We start from the raw sequence: 23,520 nt of genomic DNA, 5'->3' as shown, positions 1-23,520 counted from the left end.
ATGACACTGAACAGCATGCCCCTCGGGGCGCGGGACACCCGCGACGCCATCGCCGCCGGGCGGCTGACCGCCGTGCAGGTCACCGAACACCGGTTGGCGCAGATCGCCGAGGCCGAGCCGTGGCTGCGCGCCTTTGTGCAGGTGGATGCCGATGGCGCCCGGGCGCAGGCCCGCGCGCTTGATGCCGGGGCGGGTCGCGGGCTGCTGCATGGCGTCCCGCTGGGAGTGAAGGACATCTTCGCCGTGGACGGGCTGGCATGGACTGCGGGCTCACCGATCTGGAAAGACCGGATCGCGGGGTTCGACGCACCGGCGGTGGCGCTGGCCCGGCGGGCCGGGGCGGTGGTGCTCGGCAAGACCGTGACCACCGAGTTTGCCAGCTACAAAGCCAGCCGGACGCGCAACCCAACCGCCACGGACCGCTCACCCGGCGGCTCATCCTCCGGATCGGCGGCCGCGGTCGCGGCGGGGCTGGTGCCGCTGGCGCTTGGCGCGCAGACCTCGGGCTCGATCGTCCGCCCGGCGTCCTTCTGCGGCGAGGTCGGCTTCAAGACTTCCTTCGACACCATCGACAGCTTCGGGGTCACGGCCCTTGCACGCAGACTCGACACCGTCGGGCTTTTCGCATGCAACGTGCCGGACATCGGGCTGGGGATCGAGGCGCTGAGCGGGCTCGCGCTGCCGCTCGCCACCACGGCGCAAGCGCCCTGTCCCATTGGCATTTTCCGCTCGGTGGCGTGGCCCGAGGCAGAGCCCACGCTCCTGCCCGCATGGGAGAGCTTCGAGGCTGCGCTTGCTAGCGCTGCCGACACCCGCGACGCGCTGCCGCCCGGTCTTGTCGCGGCGCTCGACGCTGTGCCGGCGTTGCATGCGCGGCTGATGGTCTGGGAGTCGGCCGAGGCGCTGGCGCATGAGTTGAACACCGCGCCCGACGCCATGTCGCCGGGCCTGCACGGGCAGATCGAGGAGGGGCTGACGGTGACACCATCGCAGCGCCACGCTGACCGCATGGACCTGCAACGCCTCCGCTCCCGCGCGCTGACCGAGCTCGACCCGGCGGCGGTCTGGGTGACTCCCGCCGCCTGTGGGTCCGCGCCGCGGTTCGAGGACGGCACCGGCAATCCGGCTTTCAACCGCACTTGGAGCCTGCTCGGTCTGCCGTGCTGCGCCGTGCCGTTGCTGGCGGATGAGGTCAGCGCGCCGATCGGCGTGCAGGTTGTTGGCGCGCCGGGCAATGATGCCGGGGTGCTGGCGGTCGCCGACTGGCAGATGCACCACTTCGCGCGCTGAGCCGCCCGCTGCAGTGGGGCGACCGCGTGTCGTCCCGCAACCCACATCCGAATAACCTTCATGTCGAGAGGCGTCTTTGGTCAAATCATTCGTCGTTGGAAACGTGGCACTGGACGAAACCCTTTCGGTCGCCGATTTCCCCGCTCCCGGAGCGTCCATCTTTGGCACCGCCCTGTCGCGGGACCTTGGTGGCAAGGGTGCCAATCAGGCCATCGTCTTGGCCCGCACCGGGCTGACCTGCCGGTTCACCGCCGCAGTGGGAGCCGATGCGAGAGGACAGGAGATCGCGCGGCGCCTCGCGGCAGAGCCGTTAGAGGCGCGGCTGATGGAACTGGCCGAGGTGCCCAGCGATTTCTCGATCATCCTGATGGCCGATGAGGGCGAGAACGCGGTCATCACCACCCGCGAGGCCGCTGCCGGCCTGTGTCCGGATCTGGCGCGATCCGCGCTGGACACTGCAGGGCCCGGAGACCTCTTGGTCCTCCAAGGCAACCTTTCGGGCGAAACCACCGCCGCGCTCTTGTGCGAGGCCCGGACCCGGGGAATGCGCACCGCGATGAACCCGTCGCCGCTGCAGGAGCATTTTCAGGATCTCTGGACGCTGCTGGACATGGTCTTCGTCAACGAGGGCGAGGCACAGGCCCTGGGCGGCGTCGACCATCTGCGGGCCGAGGGCGTCGCCCAGGTGGTGCTCACGCTCGGCGGCCGCGGCGCGGCGTTGATTGATGCGGCGGGGCATCGCGCTGTGCCGGGAGTGCCCTGCGCTGTGGTCGACACGACGGGAGCCGGCGATTGCTTCATGGCTGTCTCACTGGGCTCCGCCATGTTGCGCGGAACTGGCCTTGATCCCAAAGCGCTCGAACACGCATCACGAGCAGCGGCCCACACCGTCGCGCGCCCCGGCACCGTCGGAGCGTTTCCCACGGGCGCGGAGTTGGCGCGAATGCTCGTGTAACGAGTCCTTCGAAAAGCGCGGGACTGTCGCATTAGGCTCAGGACTTCGGTAACGGGGACGTTCCAGTCAAGCGGTTTTTGCGCATGCGGGACGCGCCGCCAAACCGCGGTTTTGTGTCTTGTACACTTGATCTGCTTACCTTCTCGATAGCCTTCGTCTGAGATCGACCCGGGTGCATGCTTCGGTCCGTGGTCAGCGCGATGGCTGCCAACATGATGCTGGTTCAATGCAATTCCGATGTGCCCATCTCATAGGCGTGCTCGATACGATCGGCATCAGTCCTGAGCACGGCATCACCGGAACCGCGTCCCGTGGGGACCTCGAAGGCCCGCGATTAGACGGGCAGCAGTCTGGAGCCTGTATCTTCAGCCAGTATGAAGCCCCGGAATGTCGAAGCGGAAGTCGGTGTCATCTTTCCACATGCGGTGCAGGATCACGGCGATGCGCCGGGCCAGTGCAACCATCGCGCGCTTGGAACCACGTCGGCGCGCGATCTTCGCGGCCCATGTTCGCAGCCATGTCGCCTGCCCGCGATGCATCATCACGGTTGCCGCCTGGCACAGGGCACGGCGGAGAATGACGTCACCCGCATTGGTAATTCCACCCGAGATGTCGCGCTCTCCCGACTGGTTTCGCGACGGCGTCAGGCCAACCCACGGCCCTACCTTCTTCGAGGAAGTGAACCGGGCGGGATCATCGACCGCAGATCGATAGGTCAAGGCCACGACAGCGCCGATCCCGGGCATCGACATCAACCGGCGGCAGACCGGATCTTCCTGCGCGAGTTGCCGGACGTGGCGTTCAAGGCCCGCCAAGTCTCGCCGCAGCGCCGACCGCGCGCTTAGCATGTGTTCGGTTGCCGCTTCCAGCATCGGATTACCTGCCGCCAGTTCGCGGATACGCTGTTCGAACCGGCCGCGTGAAATGGTGCCGATCTTGAGGCCGAAGTTCCGAAGTAGCCCCCGCAGCGACATCTCCAGTGTGATGAACCCTTGTTGCACGGCCTTCCGGGCGCTGAGCACAGCGCGAACCTCTTGTGCGGAGACTGATTTGCAGTGAACCGGTCCGAACCAGCCGAGGTGCAGCAGACGCGCGATACCTTCTGCATCACGCCGGTCCGTCTTGATGGGCATGGCCTTCAAGGCTCCTTTGACCTGTCGAGTTTCCATCAGCACAACAGGTTGTCCTGCCTCTGATAACCCGCGATGCAGCCACTGTGATAAGGGACCAGCCTCCAGCCCGACGGCAGCGATTGCGCCGTCCTGATTGTTGATCCAGCGCAACAGCGGCTCTGGCTCGCTCGCCACCTGCGCCTCCTTCAAGATCTTCCCATGCTCGCTGATCACGCAGATCGCGGTCTTCTCCAGTGACACATCCAGTCCGACAAACAGCTTCATCTCGTAGCCCTCCCAGTGAATCCGATACGGGAATGGCGCCAGCTTGCCCTCGATTTTGCAACGGTAACGGGCGGGTCGCGACGCAGGCCCCGTTACGGCATCTCGTTCTCTCTCAAAGCCAGAAGATTACGGTCGCAGCGAGTGGGATTGCTCAGAAGAAGGTTTGTGGGCCGCGGTCATAACGGGTTGCAACCCTCCTCCAGTCCTTGAGCCTGCCGAACATGATCTCGATCCGGTTGCGCCGTTTGTATCGGCGCTTGTCGTACTTGACGGTTTTCTTGCGCTGATTTCGGCCTGGGATACATGCGCGTATCCCTTTGTCTTGCAACGCTTCTCTGACCCAATCGGCGTCATATCCACGGTCCCCGAGCAGCCAGTCCACGTCCGGCAGGCTGCTCAGCAATGCCCATGCGCCGATGTAGTCGCTGACCTGACCTGCCGTGACGAACAGATTGAGCGGTCGGCCCAGGCTGTCGCAGATGGCATGCAGCTTGGTGTTCATTCCGCCCTTGGTGCGTCCGATCAGGCGGCCACGCCCCCCTTTTTTCACGCCCATGCTGGTCGCCGTTCGGTGGGCCTTGAGATAGGTTGCATCGATCATCACGGTCTTCCGTTCGCCATGCTCGGCAGCCAGACCCGCCATCATCCTGGCGAAGACGTCCCTGTTGCTCCACCGCTTCCAACGGTTATTGAGCGTTTTGTGTGGGCCATAGGCCGAAGGGGCGTCGCGCCACCGTAACCCATTGAGGTTGATGAAGATAATCCCGCTCAACACGCGCCGATCATCGACGCGTGGCTTGCCGTGTGGCTTTGGAAAGAAGGGCTCAAGGCGCGCCATCTGCGCATCCGTCAGCCAGAAAAGATCAGACATGTTCACCGCCCGGTTCTTGAGCCGTGAATCACGCCGCCAAGCGTAAATCAATGGGTCCTGACCCTAAGTGTTCAGTCCCGGCATCTGGTGGATCGGATCGAGGATGAATCTGTCTGGCTCTGATGTCCATATCTTGCAGATGTATTCGTATGGTGTGAGCCCGTTGATGGTCTTGAGGCGGGGCGCGAAGTTGTAAGCTGCCATGAAGTCTGCGAGGTGCGTGCGCAGCTGGTCGTGGCTGTCGTAATGGTACCGTTTGACGGTCGCCTCCTTGATCGTGCGGTTCATCCGTTCGACCTGTCCGTTGGTCCAAGGATGGTTGGGCTTGGTTAGCCGGTGCTCGATCCCGTTTGCCTCGCAGATCATGTCAAAGCGCATCGGCCGTGAATACGCGGTATTCCGGTTCCGAGGCTGCTCGGCGAACTGAATGCCGTTGTCAGTGAGGACGGTGTGGACCTGATATGGCACGGCTTCGAGCATGTGTTGCAGGAACTCCCAGGGCGTCCTTGTGTCCGCCTTCTCGACGAGCTGGGTCACGGCAAACTTGCTCGTGCGGTCGATGCCAACGAACAGGAAGAGCTTTCCTTCGGCAGTCTGCACTTCGGCGATGTCGACGTGGAAGAAGCCGATCGGGTAGCGTTTGAACTTCGACCGCTTCGGCTTGTCGCCCTTGACGTCAGGCAGGCGCGAGATGCCATGCCGCTGTAGACACCGGTGCAGCGCTGAGCGCGTCAGGTGCGGGATGGACGGCTGAAGGGCATAGAGGCAGTCATCAAGCGGCAGCAGCGTGTGGCGTCGAAACGCGACGATGGCCGCCTCCTCAGCCTCGGTGAGGACCGTCGAACGAGGCTCCGTTGGCCCGGTCTTACGATCATCGACCGTCTGCCGTTTACGCCACTTCGCAACCGTCTTGGGATTGATCCCGAGCTCCCGGCTCAACGTCGCGAGCGAAGCTTGCGATCGCTGTATTGCTGCTCTGACGGCGTGCGTGGTCGTGGCGCTTCCGTGACGAACTTGTCCCATAGGGCATCCTTCCATTCCTTCGAAAGGATCACACCATCAAACCGTGGGATCAAACACCTAAGGAACGGTTTGCTCGTAAGTCATTGCAGTGCACTCCCGTCGCGGGAGATGGTTTTTGCCAGCACAGATTCGGCGCCAGTCACGTTAAGACTGATCCAGCGGTTGCAGAACCGGCTTGCCGATCGGCGCGGGCAAGAGTTCCTCAAGCTCTGACGTTTGCGGAAACCCCTCGCGCAGGACTGCCTCACGCAACGAGATGCCCTGTGCCAGCGCAAGCTTGGCGGCTCGGGCGGCCTTGTCGTACCCGATGACCGGAACCAGCGATGCGGCCATGGCCATGCTCTTGTCCAGCAACTCGGCGCAGCGCCCCCGATCCGCCTCGATGCCTGCCACGCATTTCTCGTCCAGCATCCTTACAGCGCGCGTCAGCAGCCGCGTGGATTGCAGGATGCTGTAGACCATCACCGGCTCCATCGCGTTCAGCTGCAACTGCCCGGCTTCCGCCGCCATGGTCACGGTGACATCCCGGCCGATCACCTCGTATGCGACCTGATTCACCGCCTCGGGAATGACCGGGTTGACCTTGCCCGGCATGATAGACGATCCGGCCTGGACTGGCGGCAGGCGGATCTCGCCGATCCCCGCAAGCGGGCCGCTGCTGAGCAGCCGGAGGTCGTTGCTGATCTTCGAAAGCTTGACCGCAACCCGCTTCAGTATGCCCGAATAGGTGACAAAGGCGCCTTGATCGTAAGAGGCCGCCAGCAGGTCTGCGTGGGCAGTCAGCGGCGTGCCGAAGATCGCGGAAAGCTTGGACACCGCCAGCGCCTGATAACCCCGGGGCGCATTCACGCCGGTGCCGACAGCCGTGCCCCCAAGGTTCACCTCGCGCAGGACCTCGGAAATCTGGGTCAGCCGCCGGATGTCGTTCCGGATCGCCGCCGAAAAAGCCGCGAACTCTTCGCCCAGCGTGATCGGGACCGCGTCCTGTAGCTGCGTACGCCCCACCTTCCGTATTCCGGAAAACACCACGGCCTTGCGATCAAAGGACCGGCACAGCCCCTCTAGTGCGGTCACAAGAGGCGCGCATTGGCTGAGCACCGCAAGCCGCATGGCCGTGGGATAGACGTCATTGGTGGACTGTGAGCGGTTCACGGTGTCGTTGGGGTGAATGTCGCGGTAATCCCCTGGGCGTCGGCCCAGCGTCAGCGCCGCAAGATTGGCGATCACCTCGTTGGCATTCATGTTGGTCGAGGTGCCAGCGCCGCCCTGAATCATGTCCACCGCGAAGGCGTCGTGATGGCGGCCCGCGATGATCTCGTTGCAGGCGGCGACGATTGCCGCCGAAGCCCGGACGGAAATCGCCCCCAGCTCGGCATTGGCAAGGGCCGCAGCCTTCTTGACCATGACCAGCGCAACGACGATCTCGGGAAAGTCCTTCAGACGGACGTCGGACAGGTTGAAATTGTCCAGCGCCCGGGCTGTCTGAATACCGTAAAGCGCATCGACGGGCACGGCCCATGTGCCGATACTATCCATCTCGTCGCGGTGGTTGTGTACCATGAGGGCGGTCTCCGTTGGGTGGGGGCGGCCTGGTTTGGATCGCGCAAAACGCCGGGTCAGGCTGGGGCGTGTTTCGCAGGCCATGCGCGTCACCGGCAGGCCGCCTGTGTTGGCAATATTCAGAGAATGCGCGCGGCGCCGGGCCACCAACGGCCGCCCGGGGCGCCGCGCGGGGTCACGGCGCTCCGCGGATGTCGGGGGGGACCGGCGGCCAGGCTGTCGACCAGCCGGTCCAGCATGGCCGAGCACTTCGAGAGCTGGTCCAGCGCCACGAATTCGTCCGGCTGATGCGCCTGTGCAATGCGGCCCGGCCCACAGATCACCACCGGCATCCCGAGTTCGGCCAGATATCCGGCTTCCGTCCCGAAATCGACAGCACCGGCCACGCTCTCCCCGCCCAGACGCAACAGATAATCCCGCAGCGCAACGGATAGGGCGGTATCGAGCCCGGGATAATGGCTTGTCCGGGTCACCTCGATCCCGATGTCGTCGCGGGCGAAGTCTTCGCGGTTGCGGTCTGCCAGTGCCGCGATCCCGCCCAGCAGCCGCCCTTCCGTGTCGTCCAACCCGCTTTGCGGAAGATACCGAATCTCACATTCCAGCGTTGCGCGTTCGGGCACCATGTTCAGCGCCACACCACCAGAGAGCACCCCCGCATGCAGTGTCGAGCAGGGCACCGCATAGCCGGGTGCGGGGCTCTCTGCCGACGTCAGTTCCGTTTGGATCCGCCGCAGGATCCCAATGATATCCGCCGCCATGTGCAGGGCGCTCGGCAGGGTCGGGGACAGAGCGGAATGACCCGAGCCGCCATGGCAGTCGACACGGTAGGAGGCCTTGCCCTTGTGCCCTGTTACCAGCTTCATCTCCGTCGGTTCCCCGACGATGCACAGGTCGGCAAGCCCGATGGACGGAACCAGATGCGGCAGCATCTCCGCGATTCCAAGGCAGCCCGCTTCCTCGTCGAAAGACAGGACCAGCTTCAGCGGCGCCGCCAGCGTGGTTCCGGCTGCCGCCTCGAAGGCCGCCAGCGCACAGGCGACAAACCCCTTCATGTCGGCCGCGCCGCGGCCATAGGCGCGCCCGTCCCGAAGCGACAGGCTGAAGGGGTCGCCGGCCCACGGCTGCCCATCGACCGGCACGACATCGAGATGCCCGGAGAGCATAACCCCGCCAGGACCCTCGGGCCCGAGGCTGACGAAGAGTCCGGCGCGCCCGGGCCGGGCACTGGCGATCCGGTGGCATCTCGCCCCGGTCCGCCGGAGCACGGTTTCGCAGTAATCTGTGATGCGGGTGTAGTCGGACGCGGTGAAAACAGAGGGCTGCGCGACCAACGCCTTCAGATGTCGCAGCGCAGCCGCGTCGCTGAGTGTGGACTTTGCGAGCGTCATGTCAGCCCTCCGACCGGCCAGAGCACGATGCCCGGCACAAGACTAATAAGTATCAGCGCCACCAGCATCAGGACAAAGAAGGGCAGGCTCGACCGGAAGATCAGTGGCAGGCTGCGTCCCGTCATCCCCTGCAGAACAAAGAGATTCATGCCGACCGGCGGCGTGATCTGGGCCATCTCGATGCAGATGATGAGGAAGATTCCGAACCAGATCATGTCGAAGCCCGCTGCCTCGACCAGAGGCTGCACGATGGGCAGGGTCAGCACCATCATCGAGGCGCCTTCAAGGAAGCAGCCGAGAAACAAGTACAACCCGGTCAGAACCAGCAGCAGCGCGTAGGGAGAGAGGTCCCAACCGGCGATGGCGCCGGACAGGGCCGAGGGTACCCCGGCAAAGCCGAGCGCGACCGAGAGGAAAGCGGCGCTGCACAGGATAAAGGTAATCATGCACGAGGTCCGCACCGCCGCGCCGAGCGCGTCGCGGAAGGAGTGCCAGTTCAGGGTGCGATAGGCCGCCGATATGGCGAGTGCGCCCAGAACGCCCAGCGTTGCCGCCTCTGTGGGGGTGGCGACGCCGCCGTAGATCGCGCCGATCACCAGCCCCATCAGGGCGAAGACCGGCCCCAGCCTGCGCATCGTCCAGAGTTTCGCCCAGAGGGAGATCCTTTCCGGAAGGCGCGGCGCGGCTTCGGGGGACAGGATCGCCCGCGCCGCGATGTATCCGGCAAACAGCAGCATCAGCATCAGGCCCGGCAGCAGACCGGCGATGAACAGGCGCGCGATGCTCTGCTGGGTCAGAACGCCATAGACGATCATCATGATCGATGGCGGGATGAGCAGGCCCAGCGTACCCGATCCCGCCAGCGACCCGATGGCCAGCCGTTGATCGTAACCCTGCCGATCGAGCTCTGGCAGGCTCATCCGGCCGATGGTCGCGGCGGTGACGGCACTCGAGCCCGTGATCGACGCCATCACGCCGCAGCCCACGACATTGACATGCAGCAATCCGCCCGGCAGCCGTCCCAGCATCGGCGCAAGCCCTTGGTAGAGATCCGAGGACAGTCGGCTTCGGAACAGGATCTCGCCCATCCAGACGAACAGCGGCAGGGCAGTCAGCGGCCAATGGTGACTGGCGTCCCAGATGCTGGACGCCAGCAGCGAGCCGACCGGCACGCCGGTCAGCGCGTAAAGCGCCAGACAGCCTCCGGCGATCAGGGCCGGCGCGACCCACAGGCCCCCGGCCAGCAGGGCAACGATGACGGAAAAGACCGACAGACCGTAAATCAGCGTTTCAGCCATCGTGGCTCTCCGTGTTGTCCTGAGTGTCCGGTGCCCCGGTGAACAGCGCATCCGCAAGCGATACCGACAGCAGCGCCAGCCCCAGCGCCAGCGCCGTCTTCGGAACCCAGAGCGGGATCGCGAGCAGCCCCTCGCTCACCTCGTTGTAGATCCATGCGAAGCGCACCAGCTCTACCGCCCAGCATGTCGCATACAATGCAAGGCCGAGGAACAGCGCCAGCGCCAGCCGGTCCGCCGGGGGGCGCGCAGCCTGGGGCAGCCGGTCGATCAGCATGCGCACGCGGATGTGCGCACCTGCCCTTTGCGTATGTGCCAGACCAAGGAAGGTCGCGGCGGCAAGCAGGTAGCCCGACAGCGCTGTGGCATCGAAAGGCACCGCGATCAGCCGCAACCCCATCTGGGCCAGGATCGCCACCAGCATCCCAAGAATGGCAAGCGCCGCGAGCATTCCGCCCGCCTCGTACAGCCGGTCGAGCGTTCTGCGCAGGCCCGGCCGTTCCGGCCCTGCGAGGTTTGGGTCTGCTTCCGGATGCATGGGTCAGCGCAGCGCCTGATAGCGCTGGTAGACCTCTGCCGCCTCTGGCGAGGCGATCTTCAGCCAGTCCTGCACAAGCTGCGGCGCAATCTCGTCCAGCTTTGCGGCGATGTCCTCGGGCAACGTGCCGATGGTCATGCCCTGTTCGCGCAGGGTCACGATCTGCGCCTCGGTGGCCGCGGCGCTCATCTCCCATCCCCGCAGTTCAGCACGGGCGGCGGCGGTGCGGACAGTGGTCTGCTGATCGGGCGTCAGCGCGTCGAAGGCCCGGCGGTTCATGAAGACGGCATTGGTGGCCAGCGAGGCGCCGACATAGGTGAAATGATCGGTATGATCCCAGGCCTGAATATCGATACCGGTCTGCGGGCTGGTAAACATCGCGTCGATCAGCCCGGTTGAAAACGCCTGTGGCACCTCGGCAAATGGCAGCAACACGGCGTTGTAGCCCATCAGGTTGCCCATGGATTGGATCGGCGTGTTGGGGATACGCAGGCGTTTTCCCTGAATGGCCTCTAACGAGTCCATAGGCCCTTTGGTATAGAACCCCGCCCCCGGCCAAGGTGCCTGGTAGAGCAGCACCAGCCCCTGACTGTCGAACCAGTCCGAAACGTAATCCTTCTGCATGTCTTTCAGCAGCCAGACCGTCGGATAGTCAGGCGCCACAAAGGGCACGCCTGCAAGGTCCAGCATCGGTTCCTCGTTCGCATGGACACCAAGGCGCACCTCGCCCAGCTGGACTTGCCCCTTCTGTACCGCGCCCTTGATCGAGTTGAGCGGAATGAGCGCGCCATTCGGCTTCAAATCGATGGCGATCTCCGCGGTTTCGGTGATCTCGTCGAGGAACATGCGGATATTGACTGTCATGAAGTTGTCTTCCGGATAGCCAGAGGCCATCAGCATCCGGGTATCGGCGGCAGCGGGCGCCACGGTTGAAAGACCTGCGGCCAGGGTAAGGCCGGCCAGCAAACGGCGGCGGGTCAGAGAAGATACGAATGTCATGGAGACCTCCTGTCGGTTTGTAACGGCCGCGTGCTTTACGCGAGTCGTTCAATTAATGTTTATAAGAAATATTAGTCAGGCACTGGGATTGAGAGCAAGTCTCTTATGCTGGCAGTGCGCAATTATTTTTTTATTATCAATTGTATAAATGGGACCGGACCCAGCCCCTTTCAGGGTGGGTTTCTGGTGTCTTTGGTGCGTCCAGATTTCCGCGAACCGGTCCGCGCGGGGTCAGCCCTGCTCTTTGGGCGTCAGGGACATATGCTGTAAACTGCTGTGCCGCCGCATCATCCGGTCAATCACCCGGTCCCGGGCCTGAATGATATGGCGATACATCGCGTCTCTCGCCCCACGGGGATCGCGGCGCGCGAGCGATCCGATGATCTCATCATGGTCGTGGACAAGCCCGACCTCATCACCACGGGCGATGTCCACGAAAAGCGCCCGCTGCATATCGACGAAATTCTGCTGAATCGCTCTCAGTATGCGAACATTCCCCGCGATCGCGGGGATCAGCTCGTGAAAGTCCTGATTGGCCCGGGTGAAAGCGCGGCGGCTCTGGCTGTCCGATAGATCGATCTCGACCGAGGACAGCGCGCTCATCTGCGCAACATGCTCGTCGGTGACCCGGGGCGCCGCCAGCTCGCAGGCGGCACATTCCAGCACGATGCGGATCTCGATCAGGTCGTGGAAGTCCTGAAGCGTCAGTTCCGTGACCGCATAACCGCGTCGGCCGATCACCCGGACAAGCCCGTCCTGCCGCAGCCGTGACAGCGCTTCTTTCACAGGCGAGGTGCTGACGGAAAACCGCGCGGCGAGATCCGCCTCGTTGAAGATGGCGCCCTGCCGGAAGTCGCCCACTATGATGGCGGCCTTCATCTCGGCATAGACCTTCTCTCCAAGAGACATCGGGCCGCCGGTGTCCTCTGCCCCCGCCCCGGCTGCCGAGATCTTTGCCATCGCCTTAACGCCTTTTCCTGCCTTGCCTTCCACAATCATCATTCTATCCCCCCGCGAACATTGTCACGACATCGGGCATGGCGACCAGAAACAGGATCATCGCAAGGATCGCCAGCACAAACGGCATTGAACCGAGGATGACATCACGGATGCTGCCCGATGTCCGCACCCCCTGCACAACGTAAAGGTTCACCCCGATGGGCGGTGTGATCATCGCCAGTTCGACCAGCATCATCATCACGACACCGAACCACACCGGATCATAGCCCGCTGCAAAGACGATCGGCGCAACGATCGGCAGGGTCGCGATCATCATCGACAGGGTTTCCATGACACAGCCCAGCACGAGGTAGAAGGCGATCACGAGAAGGATGGTTTGCAGGGGCGACAGATCGGCCCCGTTCAACAGGTCGGCAATCACCTGCGACAAACCCAGCCCGGTCAGCACGAAATTGAGGAAGTAGGCCAGCATCACGATCAGCATGATCATGCCCGTGGTACGCATCGTGTTCTCGAAGGCGGCCATCAGCAGCACGGCATTCAGCCTTCGCCGCGACCATGCCAGCACCAGGGCGGCCAGCACCCCGAGCCCCGCGGCCTCTGTCGGGGTGGCGATGCCCGCGTAGATTGACCCCATGATGACCACAAAGATCGCCCCAGGCGGCAGCAGGTGTCTCAGCGCCGCCCGTTTCTCGGTCCAGCTGAAGCGTTCGGCCACGCGGCCCGACCGGGTCAGGCCGGCTCCGGCTATGATGGTCATCATGAAAATCGTGGCCAGGACCAGCCCGGGCAACAGCGCCGCAAGATAAAGCTGCGGAATAGATGTGTTGGTCAGCACTCCGTAGATGATCATGTTGATCGAGGGCGGGATCAAGATACCAAGCGTACCGCCCGCAGCAATCGAGCCAAGAAACATGCGTTCGCCATAACCGTATTTCTTCTGTTGCGGCAGTGCGACAGTGCCGATGGTGGCCGCAGTCGCAACGCTTGACCCCGAGGTGGCGGCGAACAGCGTGCTGGCGGCGATATTGGCGTGCATCAGACCACCCGGCAGCCAGACCAGCCACTTGCGCAGGGCCTCATACATATCGCTGGCGATGCCCGAACGCAGGAAGATCTCGCCCAGAAGGATGTAGAGCGGGATCGCCATGAGCGTGAACTCGGTCGAGGCGCCCCAAGAGATCTCTCCGATCGCGCGCCACATCGGCATGGGCGTAAAGACCTGGTCCAGGACCAGCCCCAGCAGGCCCAGCACCGCGCCCACTGGCACCGCCAGCAGGATCAGCAGAAGAAGCAATCCGATGGCGACTACTGGCATTCTGTATTCCTTTGCGACATGTAGTCCTCGGTTTCCTCGGAATGGGTGCGGATCCCGGTCAGGTGGCCGCTGTGCGCGATGCGCCCGGCCCGTGCCAGTCGAAGAAGGGCGATAAGAAGCGCCAGCTGGCACAGGGTGAAAAACAAAAGCCCCGCCACCCAGATCAGCTGTGGCACCCACAGGGCCACACCCAGCGGCGTGTTGGACCGGGTGCCGAAAATCCACGACGTGCATGCGACCTGGGCCGCCTGTTGCAGCAGGACCACCGACACGACGAGCAGAGACAGCAATCCAAGAAGATCCGCCGCGAAGCGGGCCCGTGCAGGCATTTGCTCATACAGCAGGTCAATGCGGATATGGGCGCGCTCCAGCAGCGTGAACGCCAGGGACCAGGCCACGCCGGTGGCGAAGACATAGGACGAGATCTCGTCCACCCCGCCAAGCGAGAGGCCGAAAAGCCTGCGCATGACGACCTCGATCCCGATGGCTGCCGCGCAGAGCAGAACGCAGCCCCCCGCGATCCTGACCGACAGCCGGGACAGCTTCCTCAAAAAAATCATTGGACCGATCCTCTGCTTTCGAGTTTTACGGGTCGGTGTTTCACCGATCCCGGCGCGGCGCCAAGGTCCTCTCGGCTCAGGACGGATCGACAAAGGCCCCGACCCGGGCCTGCCATTCGTCAAAGCAGGCCGCGCCGCAGCGATCCCTGAACGCCGGCAACACCACCTCGCGCACGATCTCGCCCCGGCGCGCGTCGTCTTCGGGCGTCACCGGGACCAGCGTCATGTCGAAGGGCTTGCCGAAGGTGCAGGACCCGCCGGTCGAACAGTTCAGTCCTTCTTCGTTGCGCCGAGCGGCGGCGACCCAAAGCTCATCCTCGAAACGGTCGAATTCCTCGGTGAGCAGGGCCCGGACGTCCTCGGGCAACGCGTCCCAGACGCGCTGGTTCGCGCCGTACATGAAGGGGCTCCAGCCCATGACAAGCGGGTAGAGATGCGTTGCGGTTTCGGCCCATCCCGCGGCATTGCCAGAGAAGGTCCCAGTGACTGCACAGTCGATCACTCCGCGCTGCAACGAGGTCACCACTTCGCCGAAGGGCATGGTGACGGTGGTCGCCCCCGCCGCCGAGACGAAGTCCGCCACGGTGCGATTGCCGGTGCGCACCTTCAGCCCCTCCAGATCGGCCAGTCCGGTCACCGGCGCGTTGCACCAGAAGACCTGCGCTTCGGCGGGGTAGAAGAACAGCGGGCGAATGCCGTATTTCTCGGTGTAGAGCCTTACAAGCTCGGGGCGGTAGGCCTCGAGCACCTTGCGCTCGGTCTCGATGTCCAGCGCAACACCGGCAAGGTCGGGCCCCTCGTTCACCGGATCGTCCCCGGCGACATAGCCGAGCGCGGATGTCCCGAAGTCGATCACGCCCATCCGCATCAGCCGGAACACTTCAGAGCCCTTCAGGCTGGAGGCATCGAGGCTGGTGATGCTGGCCCCGATGCGCCCGCCGCTGACCTCGGGCAGGCGTTCTGTCCAGAAGGGCACCTCGAAATCCTTGTAATACCCCGCGCTGGACCAGCCGCCCTGCACGTTCAGGTTCAGCGTGGCGTCCTGCGCCCCGGCCAGTCCCGCGGTCACTGTCAGGGCGCCCGCCAGGATCGCGGCCGGAAGGCTTCGGCTGTATGTATTGAGTGTCATATCGGTGTTCCCTGTTCTGTGTCGTTCTTGTTTTTCGGTGTGCCGTGTCAGTGGCCCGGCCCGGCCTCTTTCGCCCAATGGCGGGCGATATCGAGCCGGGTCGGAAGCCAGACCCGGTCATGACGGCGGACATGGCTCAGGAACCGTGCCAGCGCGCGGGCCCGACCGGGGCGCCCGGCCAGCCTGCTGTGCAACCCGACAGAAAGGATCGCGGGACGACCGGCCAGACCTTCCTCGTACATCTGGTCGAAACTGTCGCGCAGATACGTGAAGAATTGCGTCCCCTCGTTGAAGCCCTGTGGCGTGGCAAAACGCATGTCATTCGCGTCCAGCGTGTAGGGCACAACCAGTCGCCGCCGCTGGCCATCGCGGACCCAGTAGGGCAATTCGTCCGCATAGGAATCGGCGGTGTAGGCGAAGCCTCCCTCCTCCATCACCAGCGACAGCGTGTTTTGCGAAACCCGTCCGGTGTACCAGCCCAGCGGGCGGCTGCCGGTCAGCTCGGTGTGCAGGCGGATTGCGTCGTGCATGTGTCGCCGCTCTTCGTCGCGCGGCATGTCTCGGTAGTCAATCCAGCGCAATCCGTGGCTGGCGATCTCCCAGCCCGCCTCGCGCATGGCGCTCACGGCCTCGGGCTGCTGCGCCAGCGCCCGGGCCACGGCGAAGACCGTCACCGGCACCTCTGCCTGCGTCAGGATGCGATGCAACCGCCAGAAGCCCACGCGGCTGCCGTATTCATACATCGACTCCATGTTCGGATTACGTTGGCCCTGCCAAGGCTCCGCACCGACGGTCTCGCTCAGAAAACTCTCGGCTTCGGCGTCGCCGTAAAGCGGGCTGCGTTCGCCGCCCTCTTCGACGTTCAGAACGACCTGCACCGCCAGTGCCGCGCCATGAGGCCAGTTGGGCGCCGGCGGTGTCCGCCCATAGCCGGCAAGGTCACGTTCCATCTGTCGCCTCCTGTATTATGCCTTCAGCGTAGTGGCCTCATCGGCGCAGGTAAAGCTTTTTTAATATATTGATTAATGACCATAATTGATAGACTAAAATATCGGCAAGCGACTAGGACCGGCGGAGCGATTCAGGATTTTCGCTTGGTAAGCCGTACTACAAAAATATTGAGAAGGGAAAAGCCGTGAAGACTAGGGTAATGACAGCCGCCGGGGATATCGTGATTCGACAGCGGCTTTATCAGGACGGCGTGCCGGTGCAGCCCGACTACGAACGCACGCTGGACTTTCTGCGTGAAGGCGACGTGCGGTGGGCCTCCTGCGAGGTGCAGTTTGCGCGCTCCGGCTTTCGGACCGACGCCCCGATCGCCTATCTCGTCGCGCCCGAAGTGGCCGGGGACCTTGGTGTGGCCGGGTTCGACCTGATGACCGTGGCTACCAACCACACCTGGGATTATGGCCCCGACGCCTTTCTCGAAAGCCTCGGACATCTGCAAGAGGCCGGTGTCACAACGGTCGGCGGCGGCCCGGATATTGCGTCGGCGAACACCCCGGTGATCCGCGATCTCGACGGGCTGACACTGGGAGTCCTGGCCGTGTCATGCCTGCTGCCCCCCTATTACGCCGCCCGCGACGACCGCCCCGGCATCGCGCCCGTGCGGGTCGATCAATGGCAGGAACTTCACCCGATCCTTCAGGCAACCGAACCCGGCGCCCCGATCCCGATGCGCAGCCGGGTCGACCCGGCGGATGCCGACGCGCTGATGGACAGGATCGCCGCATTGCGGCCGCAAGTGGACGTGCTGATCGTCAGCGTACACTGGGGCTATGGCACCGGATCGCCGCTGGCGGAGTATCAACGTCCCTTCGGACACCGTATCATCGAGGCGGGCGCGGACATGGTCCTTGGGAACCACGCCCACAGCCCCGCCGGTCTGGAGACCCATCTGGGTAAACCGATCCTCTACAGCCTTGGCAATCACATCGCGCAGCAGGACTGGGACAACGCGACACCGGTGCAGGCCGAGATCTTCCGCGCCATCGACCCCTGGTCCACCATTTGCCGGATCGAGATGTCGAAATCCGGCATCGAGGGTATCGAGTTCCGCGCCACGGAATGCGGTCGCGACGGGATGCCCATCCTCATTGACGACAGCGCTAAGGCCGGGGCCGTCCTTCACCGCCTGCAAGAGCTGTCGCGAGGTTTCGGCACGGAGATCACGGTGGAGAGCGCCAGCGCACGCGTTGCCTTCGATCCGCCGCGCCATGGTCGCTGACCCCCTGGGGCTGCTGCTGATCCATACCGGCGGGACCATCGCCATGGCCCCCGGTGCCCGGGGGTTGGAACCCTGCCCCGGCCTTCTGGAAGCCGCCGTCCGCACTCGGCTGGGTGCAGCCGACAGGCTGGACTGCCATAGCTTTGCGCCGCTTCTCGACAGTGCGGATGTCGGGCCGGAGCACTGGAACTGCATCCTCGACCTCATCGATTCCCACCCGGGACAACCCGTCCTGCTGACCCACGGCACGGACACGATGGCCTACACGGGCGCGGCACTGGACCGCGCCCTGGCGGGATCGGGTCGCTCGGTCATCCTGTGCGGCGCGATGACACCTCTCGGGGTGGACGGGGTGGCCGAGCGCAGTCTGGAGCTTGCCCTGACGCTATCACGCGCGCCGGAAAGCGGCGTGCGGCTGGTTTTCGACGGGCGCAGCCTGCCGGCCGCCGGACTGGTGAAACAGCACAGCAATGCCACGGACGCCTTCAGCAACATACCGCAGGCGCCTGCCCAAGCGCCCGCGAGGCGGCGCTTCGACAATCGTCGGCTGGCGGTTCTGACGCTCTCTCCGGGCCTGTCCGCCGAGGCGCTGGAGGCCCAGCTCGCCCCGCTGGACAGTGCGGTCCTGCGGCTCTTCGGGGCGGGCACCGCGCCAACCGATCCGGCGCTCCACCGCGTGATCGACCGTGCGATCCGCGCCGGGACGCGCCTTCGTGCGGTCAGCCAGTGCATGACCGGCGGCCTCGCACCTGGCACCTATGCCGCTGGCAACAGCCTTTGGGCAGCGGGCGTTGAAAACGGTGGCACCGAAACGCCGGAAACAGCACTGGCAGAGCTCTGGCTCGGCTGAGACGGCCCTTGGCCGGGCGTGCAAGGAGCCTCCGGGCCGGTCGTCAGTATGGACGGGACTGTTGCGTTAATCTCAGGCTTTCGCCAGCTTTAGGGTTTTGAGGTTGAGCATGCCGCGTCGAACCCCGTTCAAGCACCACCGCTTCCCGAGAAACATCATCCTTTGCGCGGTCCGCTGGTACCTGCTCTATCCGCTGTCTTACCAGGATGTCGTTGATCTTCTGGCCGAGCGCTGCGTGAAGGTAGATCGATCGACGGTCTATCGCTGGGTCCAGAAGTTCGGCCCGGAACTGACGAAGCGCACCGAGCGGCATCTGCGCCGGGCCAGCGTCGATTGGCACGTGGACGAGACCTACATCCGCGTCGGCGGCAAGTGGCGCTACCTCTGGCGAGCGATAGATGCGAACGGTCAAATGGTCGACTTTCGTCTGACGGCCCGGCGGGATGCCAAGGCTGCCAACGCCTTTCTAATAAAGGCGATTGAGCGTGTGCGGCTCCACCGGCCAGTGACGATCTGCACAGACAAAGCCCACGCCTACCGGCGTGTGATCCGCGAGATCAATCACCGGTATGATCCGCACTTCGACAGCATTCGGCACATCGACCGAAAGTGGCGAAACAACATGATCGAAAGCGATCACGCCGCGATGAAGCGTCTCCTGGGATATCGGCAGAGCTTCCGGTCCTTGCGAACTGCCAAAGCGACTCTGAGCGGCATCGAAACAATCCGCACCATCAAGCGCGGCCATGTCTATGACAAACAACCGGGCGTCCACGGCGAAATCGCGTTCATCGCCGGCCTATTCGAGACAGCGGCCTGACAAACGGCCACGTGGCCGGCCCGATTCAGCCCGCCCCAACTAGTGCAACAGTCCCGAATGGACGATGCAATTCCTGGACGACATGCTCGATTGTCCGATCGACCGTCCGAGGATAACCGAGACGACGGCCTTCGGTGTCGCCTGGCTGGCGGGGTACACGTCCGGTCTCTGGCCAGGGATCGAGGGGTTCTCGAACGCCTGGCAGCGTGATCGGCGGTTCGTGCCCGCCATGGACCCTGAAACGCGGTCTGCCTGCTATGCCGCCTGGCAAGCGTCGGTCGCCGCGACCATCGCCCAGTCGAGGCCCGCCAGCGCCGCCATGTGAAGGCTTTCTAGCACATGGGGTGTCGTCGCAATCCACTTATGGCACATTTTGGGCGCCAGCATGGAACGACGGCGCGTCAGGATGCGTGATCGAAGTGGAATTTCCCGCCGCGTTGGTCTATAAATGCGCGATCGCAGACCCCTGTCCGTCGCGGTTTCGGGTCTTTGCCTCTCCGGACCAGACGGCGCGGAGTCGGCGAAAAGGGAGGTGGACCCGAAGTGCCGGGCAAGACAGACGCCACGATCACAGGCGGCGCGATCGAGGCCGCGGATGTGCTTGACGCGCAGCGTCAGCTTCGTGCCCGGCTTCTCGATCAACCGGTGATTCGGCACAAACCCGCGCGGGACCTAGCCGCGCACATGCTCTTGCATCTTGGCGATTTGCAGCAATGCTGGAGCCTCGGCACCACCTGGGTCCGCGCTGAGCTGGGCTGTCACCGCGTCGACACCGGGTTTGGTCAGGCGGTCGCCGTGCAATACCACCCTGGTTATTCGGAAGCCCGCAACGCGGATTACGACATCCCGTCATTCGGCAGCGGGGCGGTCGACAACCGCGACCCGATCATGCAGGCGATGTGGTCGGGCGAACGGCCCGTGATCTTCGCCGATCTCAAGCAGGACAGGCGGGTCACGCCGGGAATGCGGCAAAGGCTGTCCGGCGCGCGCACCAAGTCAAAACTCGGGGCGGCGCTGCGGGTGCGGGGCAACAGCTTCGGCCTGATCTGCGCCGACTGGACCGAGCATGAGGTCCCGAGCGAGTCCGGCCTCTTCGACTGCTTCGAGCAGACGGTCGCCGACGTTCTCAGCCCGATCATCGACGTGGCCCGGCATATCTCCGAGACCGTGGCGGCGAAACCGGTCCACCGCCAGGACGTAACCAGCGTGTTTCACTATGGCCGGCAAGCCGATGGGACGTTGGATGCCCTGACGCAGTCCGAGATCGAGATCGCCAGACTTGTCGCGCAAGGGCTGAGCTACAAGGAAATCGCCCGCATAAGGGAACGCTCCCTGTCGACCATCGACCACCAGCTGCGCAGCATTCGCGCCAAGCTGGGCGTCCAGAGCACCGCGGGGCTTGTCAGCCTGCTGGCCGGGCTGACAAGCCTCCGGCACTAGCACCACCGCGCATCGCGAATATTCGCGATAGATCGCGGCCGCCCCGTTTTCTACCTTCCCATCCCAAGACAGGGCCGCTCCGGCGGTCCGGCTGCGCCCGGGGAGAGGCGCATCAGGGGAGGAGAAAACGATGATCGAGAACGGCCATTATTCGGCAGCAACCCAAGGCGCGTTCGAACTTTTCGACCTGGGCAACCTTGTGCTCGAGCCAGGGGAGACCCTGCGCAGAGCCAGGCTGGCCTACCGCACCCTCGGGACGCTCAACGCCGACAAATCCAACGCCATCCTCGTCACCACCTGGTTTTCCGGGACCGCAAAGGTGATGGAGGATGTCTATGTCGGGCCGGATCACGCGCTTGATCCGGGCAAGTATTTCATCATCATCGCCGATCAGCTGGGCGATGGGGTTTCGACCTCGCCGCAGAACAATCCTGCACCGCAAACCATGGGCAAGTTTCCCAAGCTGAGTATCGGCGATGACGTTGCCGCCCAGCACAAGTTGGTGACCGAGCACTTCGGCATCGACAGGCTTGCCCTTGTGGTCGGCGGCTCCATGGGCGGGCAGCAGGTGTATGAATGGGCCGTGGAGCATTCCGACATGGTGGAGCGCGCCGCGCCGATCGCGGCCACCGCGCAAATTTCCTTACATCAGCAAGTATTCGTGCAGGCGCTGGAAGAGGCGATCATGTCCGACCCGGCCTGGAACGGGGGCTGGTATGCCTCTGGCCTAGATGTCCGCAATGGCATGGACCGGATGGCGCGGATCGTCGCGACGCTGGGCTGGTCGCGCGCATTCTACCAGGAAGAACGCTGGCGCAGCGTGCTGGGCATGTCGTCACTCGATGACTTCATCAATGGGGTGATGAAGGCCTATTTCGAACCGATGGACCCAAACGTGCTGCTTTGCGAAATGCACAAGTGGCGCCGCGCGGATGTCGGCCGCCATGCCGGGGGCGATCTTGCCGCCGCCCTCGGCCGGATCACGGCGAAGACCTGCATCATGCCCATTGACCACGATCTCTTCTTTCCGCCCGACGAATGCGAACTGGACCGGGCCATGATCCCGGGGGCGACGCTGGCCGTGATCGGATCGAAGGAGGGCCACATGGGCCTGAACGGGTTCGAGCCGGGCTACATGGCCCAGGTCGATGCCACGCTCGCGGACTTGCTAACGGACTGACCCACCCGACAAGGCAACACAGATTGGCCTGCGCGAGACCCGTCGCGCGGCCCGGCGCCCGACGTTTGTCGGCGCGCGAGGAGAAGGACGCTAAGACATGACACAAGATCGCAAGGCATTGCGTGTTCAAGGGGCCACCAAGGCCTATGAAACCGGGTCCGGCCAGGTTCACGCGCTTCAGGATGTGGACCTGACGGTAGAGCAGGGGGAGTTCATCTCGGTCGTCGGTCCGTCCGGATGCGGGAAGACGACCCTGCTATGGTCCATCGCCGGACTTCACCAGCTCAGCTCCGGGGAAATCTCCCTCGGCCCTGACAAGATCAGGAAACCGCACCACGCCATCGGTATGATGTTCCAGTTGGCAAACCTTCTGCCCTGGCGCACGATTCAGCAGAATATCGAGTTTCCCTTCGAGATCCGGCGCAAGACGCCCGACCGCAAGAAGATCGCCGCACTTCTGGAGCGCGTTGGCCTCGGCGGCTTTGGCGCGAAGATGCCCAAGGAGCTTTCAGGCGGCATGCAGCAGCGGGCCTCGATCGTCCGGGCGCTGGCTTCCGACCCCGAAGTCCTGCTGATGGACGAACCCTTCGGCGCCCTCGACGCCTTCACGCGGGACGAGATGAACCTGCTGATGGAGGAAATCTGGGAAGAGACCCGCAAGACCATCATGCTGATCACCCACTCCATTCAAGAGGCGGTGTTCCTGTCCAACAAGGTCTACGTCATGAGCGCCCGTCCGGGCCGCATGCACCGCGTCTTCGAGGTGCCGTTCGAGCGGCCGCGCAACCTCAAGCTCATGGAAACCAAGGCCTTCTTCGACCTCGTGAACGAGATCAAGGCCGAAATCCAACATCAACCTTCCTCGGCCTCCGCGGCCGTCGCAGCGGAGTGAGCCACATGAGCGAGAGCAACAAGACCACCGGCGTGAACATGGCGGGCGGCCTGACCAGCGGGCCGAAGATCCAGAACATGACAGAGGTCGCGGCCATCCTCGCCGTCGCAATCGTCATCATCGGCGGCGCCGAGTTCCTGCTGCGCTTCTTCGAGGTCAAGGAATTCGTCATGCCGACGCCCTCGGCCATCGTGACGGCGCTGTTCGAGCATTCAGGAGAGATCGCGCCGCATCTTGGCTACACACTGGTCGAACTGGCCGTCGGCTACACCATCGGCGCGTCGATCGGCATGATCCTGGCGGCGGTGATTACCCAGTTTCCCTTCGTGGAAAAGATCATCACGCCCTACATCCTGCTTCTTGTCACGACGCCCATGCTGGCGCTGGTGCCGCTTCTGATCCTGAATTTCGGCTTTGGATATGCCCCGCGCATCATCGCGGTTGCCCTCGCGGCGGGGCCGATGGTGATGATCAATTCGGCCACCGGATTTCGCCGCGTCGACCAAGACAAGATCGCGTTGGCGCGGTCCTACGGCGCGACGACCTTCCAGATCTTCACGAAGATCCGTGTGCCCATGGCGATGCCAATGATCATCGTTGGCCTGATGATGGGCGCTATCTTTTCGGTTATCACCGCCATCGGCGCGGAAATGTCCGGCGGCGGCTTTGGCCTCGGCAGCAAGCTGACGACCTTTTCGTCGACGCTCCGCACCGCCGAATTCTTTGCCGTGATCCTGATCCTCGCGATCATGGGGATCTGCATCTACGTCTTCTTCTCCTGGCTCGGCAAGAAACTGGCCGGCTGGGAAAGCTGAAGCGGAGCGGCCT

Annotated in this window: 23 protein-coding genes; 10 read left to right on the top strand and 13 right to left on the bottom strand. The window is 63.9% G+C overall.

Features of this window, described 5'->3' with window-relative positions:
• Both ABFK29_RS23270 and ABFK29_RS23265 read left to right on the top strand, forming a co-directional pair.
• Positions 1–1,290, top strand: coding sequence for an amidase (locus ABFK29_RS23270; RefSeq protein WP_005859545.1), 1,290 nt, complete (start codon positions 1–3; stop codon positions 1,288–1,290).
• A 76-nt stretch (positions 1,291–1,366) separates the two neighbouring features.
• Positions 1,367–2,245, top strand: coding sequence for a ribokinase (locus ABFK29_RS23265; RefSeq protein WP_040604621.1), 879 nt, complete (start codon positions 1,367–1,369; stop codon positions 2,243–2,245).
• 365 nt (positions 2,246–2,610) lie between these two features.
• Here the strand turns inward: ABFK29_RS23265 and ABFK29_RS23260 are convergent, their stop codons facing one another.
• The 13 genes from ABFK29_RS23260 to puuE form a co-directional block, all read right to left on the bottom strand.
• Positions 2,611–3,642, bottom strand: a complete 1,032-nt coding sequence (locus ABFK29_RS23260; protein WP_005859550.1) for an IS110 family transposase — start codon at positions 3,640–3,642, stop codon at positions 2,611–2,613.
• Positions 3,643–3,793: 151 nt separating this feature from the next.
• Positions 3,794–4,513 (bottom strand): IS5 family transposase, encoded by a 720-nt coding sequence (locus tag ABFK29_RS23255; protein ID WP_005859553.1) that lies wholly within the window; start codon positions 4,511–4,513, stop codon positions 3,794–3,796.
• Between the two features lie 63 nt (positions 4,514–4,576).
• A complete protein-coding gene (locus ABFK29_RS23250) occupies positions 4,577–5,536 on the bottom strand; it encodes an IS481 family transposase (protein ID WP_005859554.1) in 960 nt (319 codons plus the stop codon).
• A gap of 144 nt (positions 5,537–5,680) precedes the next feature.
• Positions 5,681–7,096 carry an aspartate ammonia-lyase gene (locus ABFK29_RS23245; RefSeq protein ID WP_005859556.1) on the bottom strand — a complete coding sequence of 472 codons (1,416 nt, stop codon included), beginning with the start codon at positions 7,094–7,096 and terminating at the stop codon, positions 5,681–5,683.
• Between the two features lie 119 nt (positions 7,097–7,215).
• A complete protein-coding gene (locus tag ABFK29_RS23240) occupies positions 7,216–8,484 on the bottom strand; it encodes a M20/M25/M40 family metallo-hydrolase (protein ID WP_005859558.1) in 1,269 nt (422 codons plus the stop codon).
• Entirely contained in the window at positions 8,481–9,782 is a 1,302-nt protein-coding gene (locus tag ABFK29_RS23235) for a TRAP transporter large permease (RefSeq protein ID WP_005859564.1), read from the bottom strand. Before ABFK29_RS23235 ends, ABFK29_RS23240 begins: the two co-directional genes overlap by 4 nt.
• Positions 9,775–10,317: a TRAP transporter small permease gene (locus tag ABFK29_RS23230; protein WP_005859566.1), complete on the bottom strand. Its 543-nt coding sequence runs from the start codon at positions 10,315–10,317 to the stop codon at positions 9,775–9,777. The genes ABFK29_RS23235 and ABFK29_RS23230 overlap by 8 nt, the downstream gene beginning before the upstream one ends.
• A 3-nt stretch (positions 10,318–10,320) precedes the next feature.
• Positions 10,321–11,316 carry a TRAP transporter substrate-binding protein gene (locus ABFK29_RS23225; RefSeq protein ID WP_040604622.1) on the bottom strand — a complete coding sequence of 332 codons (996 nt, stop codon included), beginning with the start codon at positions 11,314–11,316 and terminating at the stop codon, positions 10,321–10,323.
• A 231-nt stretch (positions 11,317–11,547) separates the two neighbouring features.
• Entirely contained in the window at positions 11,548–12,225 is a 678-nt protein-coding gene (locus tag ABFK29_RS23220) for a GntR family transcriptional regulator (RefSeq protein ID WP_269725297.1), read from the bottom strand.
• A 94-nt stretch (positions 12,226–12,319) separates the two neighbouring features.
• Positions 12,320–13,594, bottom strand: coding sequence for a TRAP transporter large permease (locus ABFK29_RS23215; protein ID WP_005859577.1), 1,275 nt, complete (start codon positions 13,592–13,594; stop codon positions 12,320–12,322).
• The gene (locus tag ABFK29_RS23210; RefSeq protein ID WP_005859578.1) at positions 13,585–14,154 is read right to left on the bottom strand and encodes a TRAP transporter small permease subunit; all 570 of its coding nucleotides are present in this window, start codon (positions 14,152–14,154) and stop codon (positions 13,585–13,587) included. Before ABFK29_RS23210 ends, ABFK29_RS23215 begins: the two co-directional genes overlap by 10 nt.
• A 76-nt stretch (positions 14,155–14,230) precedes the next feature.
• Complete coding sequence (locus ABFK29_RS23205; protein ID WP_005859579.1) at positions 14,231–15,283, bottom strand: TRAP transporter substrate-binding protein; 1,053 nt, start codon at positions 15,281–15,283, stop codon at positions 14,231–14,233.
• A gap of 47 nt (positions 15,284–15,330) precedes the next feature.
• The gene (gene puuE / locus ABFK29_RS23200) at positions 15,331–16,233 is read right to left on the bottom strand and encodes an allantoinase PuuE (protein ID WP_005859580.1); all 903 of its coding nucleotides are present in this window, start codon (positions 16,231–16,233) and stop codon (positions 15,331–15,333) included.
• Positions 16,234–16,418: 185 nt separating this feature from the next.
• Between puuE and ABFK29_RS23195 the strand changes: the two genes are divergently transcribed.
• From ABFK29_RS23195 to ABFK29_RS23160, 8 genes are all read left to right on the top strand, one after another.
• A complete protein-coding gene (locus ABFK29_RS23195) occupies positions 16,419–17,510 on the top strand; it encodes a CapA family protein (protein ID WP_157136496.1) in 1,092 nt (363 codons plus the stop codon).
• The gene (locus ABFK29_RS23190) at positions 17,500–18,360 is read left to right on the top strand and encodes an asparaginase domain-containing protein (protein WP_005859584.1); all 861 of its coding nucleotides are present in this window, start codon (positions 17,500–17,502) and stop codon (positions 18,358–18,360) included. Before ABFK29_RS23195 ends, ABFK29_RS23190 begins: the two co-directional genes overlap by 11 nt.
• 109 nt (positions 18,361–18,469) lie before the next feature.
• Complete coding sequence (locus ABFK29_RS23185) at positions 18,470–19,180, top strand: IS6 family transposase (RefSeq protein WP_005859586.1); 711 nt, start codon at positions 18,470–18,472, stop codon at positions 19,178–19,180.
• A gap of 64 nt (positions 19,181–19,244) precedes the next feature.
• Positions 19,245–19,505 (top strand): FGGY-family carbohydrate kinase, encoded by a 261-nt coding sequence (locus tag ABFK29_RS23180; RefSeq protein ID WP_005859588.1) that lies wholly within the window; start codon positions 19,245–19,247, stop codon positions 19,503–19,505.
• 218 nt (positions 19,506–19,723) lie between these two features.
• Positions 19,724–20,620 carry a helix-turn-helix transcriptional regulator gene (locus tag ABFK29_RS23175; RefSeq protein WP_005859595.1) on the top strand — a complete coding sequence of 299 codons (897 nt, stop codon included), beginning with the start codon at positions 19,724–19,726 and terminating at the stop codon, positions 20,618–20,620.
• Between the two features lie 130 nt (positions 20,621–20,750).
• Complete coding sequence (locus ABFK29_RS23170) at positions 20,751–21,800, top strand: alpha/beta fold hydrolase (RefSeq protein WP_005859596.1); 1,050 nt, start codon at positions 20,751–20,753, stop codon at positions 21,798–21,800.
• Between the two features lie 97 nt (positions 21,801–21,897).
• Positions 21,898–22,692 (top strand): ABC transporter ATP-binding protein, encoded by a 795-nt coding sequence (locus ABFK29_RS23165; protein WP_005859597.1) that lies wholly within the window; start codon positions 21,898–21,900, stop codon positions 22,690–22,692.
• Positions 22,693–22,697: 5 nt separating this feature from the next.
• Entirely contained in the window at positions 22,698–23,507 is an 810-nt protein-coding gene (locus ABFK29_RS23160; RefSeq protein ID WP_005859599.1) for an ABC transporter permease, read from the top strand.
• Positions 23,508–23,520 lie beyond the last annotated feature (13 nt).

It is taken from the genome of Sagittula stellata E-37 (assembly GCF_039724765.1).
Taxonomy (GTDB): Bacteria; Pseudomonadota; Alphaproteobacteria; order Rhodobacterales; family Rhodobacteraceae; genus Sagittula; species Sagittula stellata.
This window is presented reverse-complemented; position numbering and strand designations above follow the sequence as displayed.